This window comes from Micromonospora sp. NPDC048843 (assembly GCF_040649965.1).
Lineage (GTDB): Bacteria > Actinomycetota > Actinomycetes > Mycobacteriales > Micromonosporaceae > Micromonospora > Micromonospora hortensis.
In genome coordinates this window covers 1-7219 of the sequence record NZ_JBEZGJ010000261.1, presented here as the reverse complement: position 1 = coordinate 7219, position 7219 = coordinate 1, and the positions used below count along the sequence as shown (strand labels likewise).

Below are 7219 nucleotides of genomic sequence, written 5' to 3'. Positions count from 1 at the left end.
CGGGCGGTGGCGCCCAGCACACCGGTGGGGCCGAGCACCCGGCGGGCGGCGGCGACCGGCAGGTCGTCGGCGCCGACGTGGCCTCCGGCGGCGCCAACCGCCAGCGCCACGTGCAACCGGTCGTTGACCAGGCAGGTCGCGCCGTACGACGCGCAGAGCGCCAACACCCGCCGGGTCAGGTCGTACGCCTCGCGGTCGGTGGCGGAATCCTCGACCCGGACCTGCACCACGAGGTCGGCGTGGGCCACCGTGAGGGCGGCGCGAACCACGGCGAGTGGGTCGCGACCTTCTCGGGTGTCGGTGATGAGATGCAAACGCCCCAGGGACGGCACGGCAACGCTCCTCCCTGCGCCGGCATTACCCGGATCAGGTTCAACGGTCGGGGGCTGTCAGCCCCCCTCTCAGCCCGGTACACCGGGCTCCCGTGGGTTACTTGCGTGTCACCGTACGACAGATCCGCCGGCCTGCCAAGGCGCGGGGTCGGCGGTGGCCGGCCGGCGGGCCGCGTCAAAACGAGCGAGATCCAATGGGGCACTTCATACGGTCCTGTTCGGAATGTCGCCCCCCGTTGCAGAACCGTTACCCGTCCGCATCTTGCCCGACATCGAGCCAGCCGAATTAATTTGTTCAGCGATTCGACAAAATGTCGGTGGGGGCACCCTGGCACGGTGTGACCACCGGCTCCATCAGGGACGGCCTTCGGCGAGCCGACTCCCGCGAGCTCTGTCACTACGACACAGGAGGCGGCGTGTCCCGTTCTCGTCGTGCCCGCGTACCCATCACCGCAACCCTGATCTCCCTGGCCATGGCCTCGACCACCCTGTTCGGCGCGCCCGCGCAGGCGGCCGCCCAGGTTCCCCCACGGGATGCGAAAGCCGCAGCCCCGGTCAGCCAGGTGGCGCCGAAGGCGCCAAAGGCAGCGGCCGATCCCTTCTCCGTCCTCGTCTTCTCCAAGACCGCCGGCTTCCGGCACGACTCCATCCCCACCGGCGTCGCCGCCATCCAGCAGCTCGGCGTCGACAACGGATTCACGGTTGACAACTCCGAGGACGGCGCCGCATTCAACGACGCCAACCTGGCCAAGTACAAGGCGGTGATCTGGCTCTCCACCACCGGTGACGTGCTCAACGCCGACCAGCAGGCCGCCTTCGAGCGCTACGTGAAGGCCGGCGGCGGTTACGTTGGCATCCACGCCGCGTCGGACACCGAGTACAGCTGGGCCTGGTACGGCGACCTGGTCGGCGCGTACTTCGCCAACCACCCGCAGAACCAGCAGGCCACCGTCAAGGTGGAGGACCACGCCCACCCGTCCACTGCCGGTCTGCCGGACCGGTGGTCCCGGTTCGACGAGTGGTACAACTACCAGACCAACCCCCGGCCGGACGTACACGTGCTGGCCAGCCTGGACGAGAAGAGCTACACCCCCGGTGCCGGCGCGATGGGTGCGGACCACCCGGTCGCCTGGTGTCAGGACTACGACGGTGGCCGATCCTGGTACACGGGCCTGGGGCACACCCGGGAGTCGTACGCCGAGCCCGAGTTCCTCTCCCACCTGCTCGGCGGCATCCGCTCCGCGGCCGGCGTCGAGAACGCCGACTGCGGCGCCTCGAAGACCTCGAACTTCGAGAAGGTCACGCTGGACAGCAACACCAGCAACCCGATGGAGCTGGACGTCGCCCCCGACGGGCGGGTCTTCTACATCGAGCGCGACGGTCGCGTGCAGATCGTGAAGCCGGACACCGGCAACACCGTCACCGCCGTCGACCTGGACGTCTTCACCGGTAACGAGGACGGCCTCATCGGCATCCGACTCGACCCGGACTTCGCCACAAACAACTGGGTGTACCTGTACTACGCCCCGAACGACGGGGTCACCCGCAACCTGCTGTCCCGGTTCACGGTTTCCGGCGACACCATCGACCTGGCCAGCGAGAAGCAGGTGCTACGGGTCGACACCCAACGCAACACCTGCTGCCACGCCGGCGGCAGCATGACCTTCGACGGCGACGGCAACCTGTACCTGGCCACCGGCGACAACACCAACCCGTTCGAGTCGAACTCGTACTCGCCGCTCGACGAGCGGTCGGGCCGCCAGGACTACGACGCGCAGCGCAGCTCCGCCAACACGAACGACCTGCGCGGCAAGGTGATCCGGATCCACCCGGAGGACGACGGGACGTACACCGTGCCGTCGGGCAACCTCTTCGCGGCGGGCACCGAGAAGACCCGTCCCGAGATCTACGCGATGGGCTTCCGCAACCCGTTCCGGATCGGCACCGACCCGAAGACCAACACGCTGTACGTCGCGGACTACGGACCGGACGCCAACGCGGACAACCCGAACCGGGGCCCCCGCGGTCTGGTCGAGTGGAACATCGTCACCCCGGGCAACTACGGCTGGCCGTACTGCACGGGCACGAACGAGGCGTACAACGACTACACGTTCCCGTCCGGCCCGAGCGGTCCGAAGTTCGACTGCGCCGCTCCGGTGAACAACTCGCCGAACAACACTGGCCTGACCAATCTCCCGCCGGTGGTTCCGGCGACAGTCGACTACGGGTACGCCGGTGACGCGCGTTACCCGGAGATCGGTGGCGGCGGCGCCCCGATGGGCGGCCCGGTCTACCGCTACGACGCCGACCTGAACTCGAACCGCAAGTGGCCGGCGTACTACGACGGCAAGGCTCTGCTCGGCGAGTGGAACCAGAACAAGATGTACACAATGCAGGTGACCCCCGACGGCAAGTCGTTGGTGGACATCAACCAGCTGCTCACCGGCATGAGCATGGTCCGGCCGATGGACTTCGAGTTCGGCCCGGACGGGGCGCTGTACCTGATCGAGTGGGGCAGCGGCTTCGGCGGCAACAACGACAACTCGGGCGTCTACCGGATCGACTACACAGCCGGTGACCGCGCCCCGATCGCTGCGGCGTCCGCCAACCCGACCTCGGGTCCGGCGCCGTTGACTGTGACCTTCTCCAGCGCCGGTTCCCGGGACCCGGACGGTGGCACGCTCACCTACGCCTGGACGTTCGGCGACGGGCAGACCTCGACCGAGGCCAACCCGACCCACACGTACGCCACGGCGGGCAACTACACCGCCCAGCTCACCGTCACCAACCCCAAGGGCCGGACCGCGGTGGCCAATGTGCCGGTCACCGTGGGCAACACCGCCCCGACGGTCTCCATCGAGTTCCCACCGGACGGCGGCTTCTTCAACTGGGGCGACCAGGTCCGCTACTCGATCAAGGTGACCGACCCCGAGGACGGGCAGATCGACTGTGACCGGGTGGGGCTTCAGGTGCTGCTCGGTCACGACGAGCACGCCCACCCGCTGGAGCAGCACACCGGCTGCACCGGCACCGTCCAGACGTCGCTCGCCTCCGGGCACGGCGCCGAGGCGAACGTCTTCGCTGTCTTCGAGGCGACCTACACCGACGAGGGTGGTGCCGGCGGCGCCGGTGCCCTGACCGGTCGGCAGATCGAGGTCCTCCAGCCGAAGCAGAAGCAGGCCGAGTTCTTCACCGCCACCGGGCGTGCCCCGGTGAGCACCGGCGGTGGAGACCCCGGCGTGCAGCGGGAGGCCGGCGCCGACACCGCCGGTGGCGGCCAGAGCATCGCGTTCATCGAGGACGGCGACTGGTGGTCGGTCGCTCCGGCGGACCTGACCAACATCACCGAGATTCGGTTCCGGGCCGCCTCCGCCGCCGCTGGCGGTCGGATCGAGGTGCGCGCGGGTGCCGTCGACGGACCGGTGGTCGCCACGGCCGTCGTACCGTCGACCGGCGCGTGGCAGACGTACACGGACGTGAGCGCACCGGTCACCGGCGCGGCGAGCGGCTCGCTGTACTTCCTGGCCCGCGATCCGAACGGCGGAACGGGTTCGCTGTTCAACGTCAACTGGATGGACTTCGTCGGCCGCGGTGTCACCGAGAACGGGCCGCCGGTGGTCAGCGCCACTGCCACCCCGGCCACCGGCACCGCACCGGTCACCGTCGCCTTCGACGGCACGGCCACCGACGCCGAGGGCGACACCCCGTTGACGTACGCCTGGGACTTCGGTGACGGAGGCTCGGCGACCACACTGGACGCCAGCCACACCTACACCAGCCCTGGCACCTTCACGGCCACCCTCACGGTGACCGACAGCAAGGGCGCCAAGTCGTACGCCACGGTGCCGGTGCGGGTCGACGCGCCGGACACGTCCTGCTTCGGGGCGCGTTCGGACGACTTCAACGGCAACAGCCTCGACAAGGAGCGCTGGACCAGCGTCGTCCGGGAGAACCAGCTCTACTCGCTCAGTGGCGGTGCCCTGCGGCTGCCCACCGGCGTGGGTGACCTCTACGGCGCTCGCAACGACGCCACCAACCTGGTGCTCCAGGCGGCCCCGACCGGCGCATGGGAGATGACCACCAAGGTCACGCTGCCGGTGACTGCCAACTACCAGCAGGCCGGCCTGCTGGTGTACGGCGACGACGACAACTACGCCAAGGTGGACCTGCTGTACAACGGCAGCCGGCGGGTGGAGTTCATCCGGGAGACGGCGGCCACGCCTCGCAACGAGGCCGCCGACGCCACCAACGCACCGGCGGGTGACACCGTGTACCTGCGGATCACCAGCGACGGGACGAACCTGACCGCGTCCGCATCGGGCGACGGGCAGACCTTCACCCCGGTCGGCCGTTCGGCAGCGCTCGAAGGCATCACCAACCCGCGGATCGGGGTCTTCGCACTCAACGGAGGCACCGAGGCGCCGGTTGTCGACGCCGCGTTCGACTCGTTCCAGGTCACGCCGGACGCTCCGGCCGGCCCGGTCGACCCGTCGGACGAGTTCACCGGCAGCACGCTCGACAAGTGCCGGTGGGACGCCGTGACGCGGGAGGACCCGAGCGGTTACCGGGTCACCGATGGCGCGCTGCGGATCGACGTGCCCAACGGTGACATCTACGGCACCGACAACACCGGGCCGAAGAACTTCATCCTCCAGACCGCGCCGTCCGGCGACTGGACCCTGGAGACGAAGGTCGACGGCAGCCTGCTGAACGAGCAGTACCAGCAGGCCGGTCTGCTCGTGCAGGCCGACGACGACAACTACGTGAAGTTCGACTTCATCGCGGACAACCAGGCCGGCCAGGCGGTGACGCGGCGGATCGAGTTCCGCAGCGAGATCGCCGGGGTGGTCCAGAACCCGCAGCCCGAGGCGGGCAACCTGACCTCGGCGGTGTGGCACCTGCGGCTGGCCCGCACGGGCGACACGTTCACCGCGTCGTACTCGGCCGACGGGACGACGTGGACCGCGTTGCCGACGCTGACCACCAGCGCGGTCGGGGCCACCCCGAAGGTGGGACTGTTCACCCTCGGCGCCAACCAGACGGCGTCGAAGACCGCCTCGTTCGACTACTTCCGGCTCAGCACGAAGGTGGCCGACGAGACGGCGCCGGTGACCACCTCGGCGGTTTCCGGCACCCCGACCGACGGGTGGCACACCGGGCCGGTGACGATCACGCTCACCGGTGCCGACGAGGCTGGCGGTAGCGGCCTCGCCGGTACGGAGTACCAGCTGGACGGGGCCACCACCTGGACGGCGTACACCGCTCCGGTGGCGGTCAGCGGGGACGGCGAGCACGAGCTCCGGTTCCGCTCGACGGACAAGGCCGGCAACGTGGAGGCGACCAAGACCGTCTCGGTCAAGATCGACGCCACAGCGCCGGTGACCTCGGCGACGTTCGCTCCGGCGAACGACGCCGGTTGGCACAACGGGACCATCCCGGTCGTGCTGGCCGCCACCGACGCCGGTTCCGGCGTCAAGACGGTGGAGTGGTCGCTGGACGGTGGGGCGTGGGCGCCGTACTCGACGCCGATCGAGGTCACCGGCGACGGGCAGCACGAGCTGCTGTTCCGCTCGGCGGACAAGGCTGGCAACGTCGAGACGCTGAAGTCGGCGGTGCTGCGCATCGACGGCACCAAGCCGACGCTGCTGGTGTCCGGGCTGGCCGACGGCCAGCTCTACGGCGACAGCCAGGACGTCCGGGTGGCCTGGCAGGCCGTCGACCCGACCTCGGGCATCGCGAGCGTGGTCGGTCAGCTCGACGGCCAGGCGTACACCAGCGGCACTCTGCAGGCCATGTACGACCTGTCGCTCGGCCTGCACGAGCTGACCGTTACCGCTACCGACAAGGCGGGCAACAAGACCACCTCGACGGTCCGGTTCTTCGTCACCACCTCGTTCCGGGACATGCAGAGTCTGCTGGACCGGTTCAAGGCGACGGGGCGGCTCTCGACCAAGGCGCACAAGCAGCTGTCGAACAAGCTCGACGCTGTTCGCGCGTCCGAGGCGGCCGGCGACGACAAGGCTGCCGTCCGGCAGCTGACCGCGTTCCGGACGCTCGCCAGCGACGCCACGCTGGTGCCCGAGGCGGAGGTCCGGGACGTCCTGATCCGGGACGCCGACGCCATGATCGTTCGGCTCGGCGGCGCGGCCAGCAAGGCCGGGGTCAAGGCGAACGACGGCGACTCGGTAAAGGGCACCGGGCGGCTCGGTGGCGATGCCACCCGGCTGGCACCCGGTCGTCAGCTCTGATCCGACGGGGCCCCTCCCCGGCGCTGCGGCGTCGGGGAGGGGCCTCCCTCATCGGTAGGGAGGAGATGTCCGTGACGGGTATCCGCAAGGCACTGGCCGCCGTGTTCGTCGGACTGGCCCTGACCCTGTCCGCCGCCCCGGCGGCGCAGGCCGCCCCGGCGGCGCAGGCCGACAAGCTCAAACTCACAGTGGCCGGCGATGGGGCCCAGGGCGTCACCATCCAGGCCACCTACGCCGATGGCCGCCGGCTGGAGCAGGTGGTGCGGTTGGTCCTCACCGCCACCGGCCCGGACGGTCAGCGGGTCGGGCCGGTGCAGCTGGAACCGCAGCCCGAGGGGCAGGGTTTCTACAGCAGCGGCCCGGTGCTCTCCACCGGCACATGGAAGGTGTCGGTGAACTCCCCCGCTCCACTTCAGAGCAAGGCCACCGCCACGGTGCAGGCGAAGGCGGCGCAGTCACCGCCGGCGCCCAAGCCGGTCGCGGTGACCGAGCCGGCGGACGGCGGCGGAGCGGACTGGTGGCCGTTCGCGGCGGCCGGTCTCGTGCCGAGCGCGGACAGGTGGTTCAGCCGGGACCGGATGCCGGCGATGTCACCGATGCCGTCGCCGTTACCGTCGGCGAAGCTCCGGGGATACACCT

General features: G+C 69.9%; 3 protein-coding genes and 1 riboswitch. Of the genes, 2 read left to right on the top strand and 1 reads right to left on the bottom strand.

Going from position 1 to position 7219, the window contains the following annotated elements:
- The coding region (locus AB0C20_RS33890; RefSeq protein ID WP_357569530.1) for a thiamine phosphate synthase at nt 1-332 on the bottom strand (332 nt) is incomplete at its 3' end.
- Nucleotides 327-436, bottom strand: a riboswitch (TPP riboswitch). (Overlaps the previous gene by 6 nt.)
- 312 nt (nt 437-748) lie before the next feature.
- Between AB0C20_RS33890 and AB0C20_RS33885 the strand changes: the two genes are divergently transcribed.
- On the top strand, nt 749-6580 hold the full coding sequence (locus AB0C20_RS33885; RefSeq protein WP_357569529.1) for a ThuA domain-containing protein: 5832 nt from the start codon (nt 749-751) through the stop codon (nt 6578-6580).
- Nucleotides 6581-6651: 71 nt separating this feature from the next.
- The coding region (locus tag AB0C20_RS33880) for a hypothetical protein (protein WP_357569531.1) at nt 6652-7219 on the top strand (568 nt) is incomplete at its 3' end.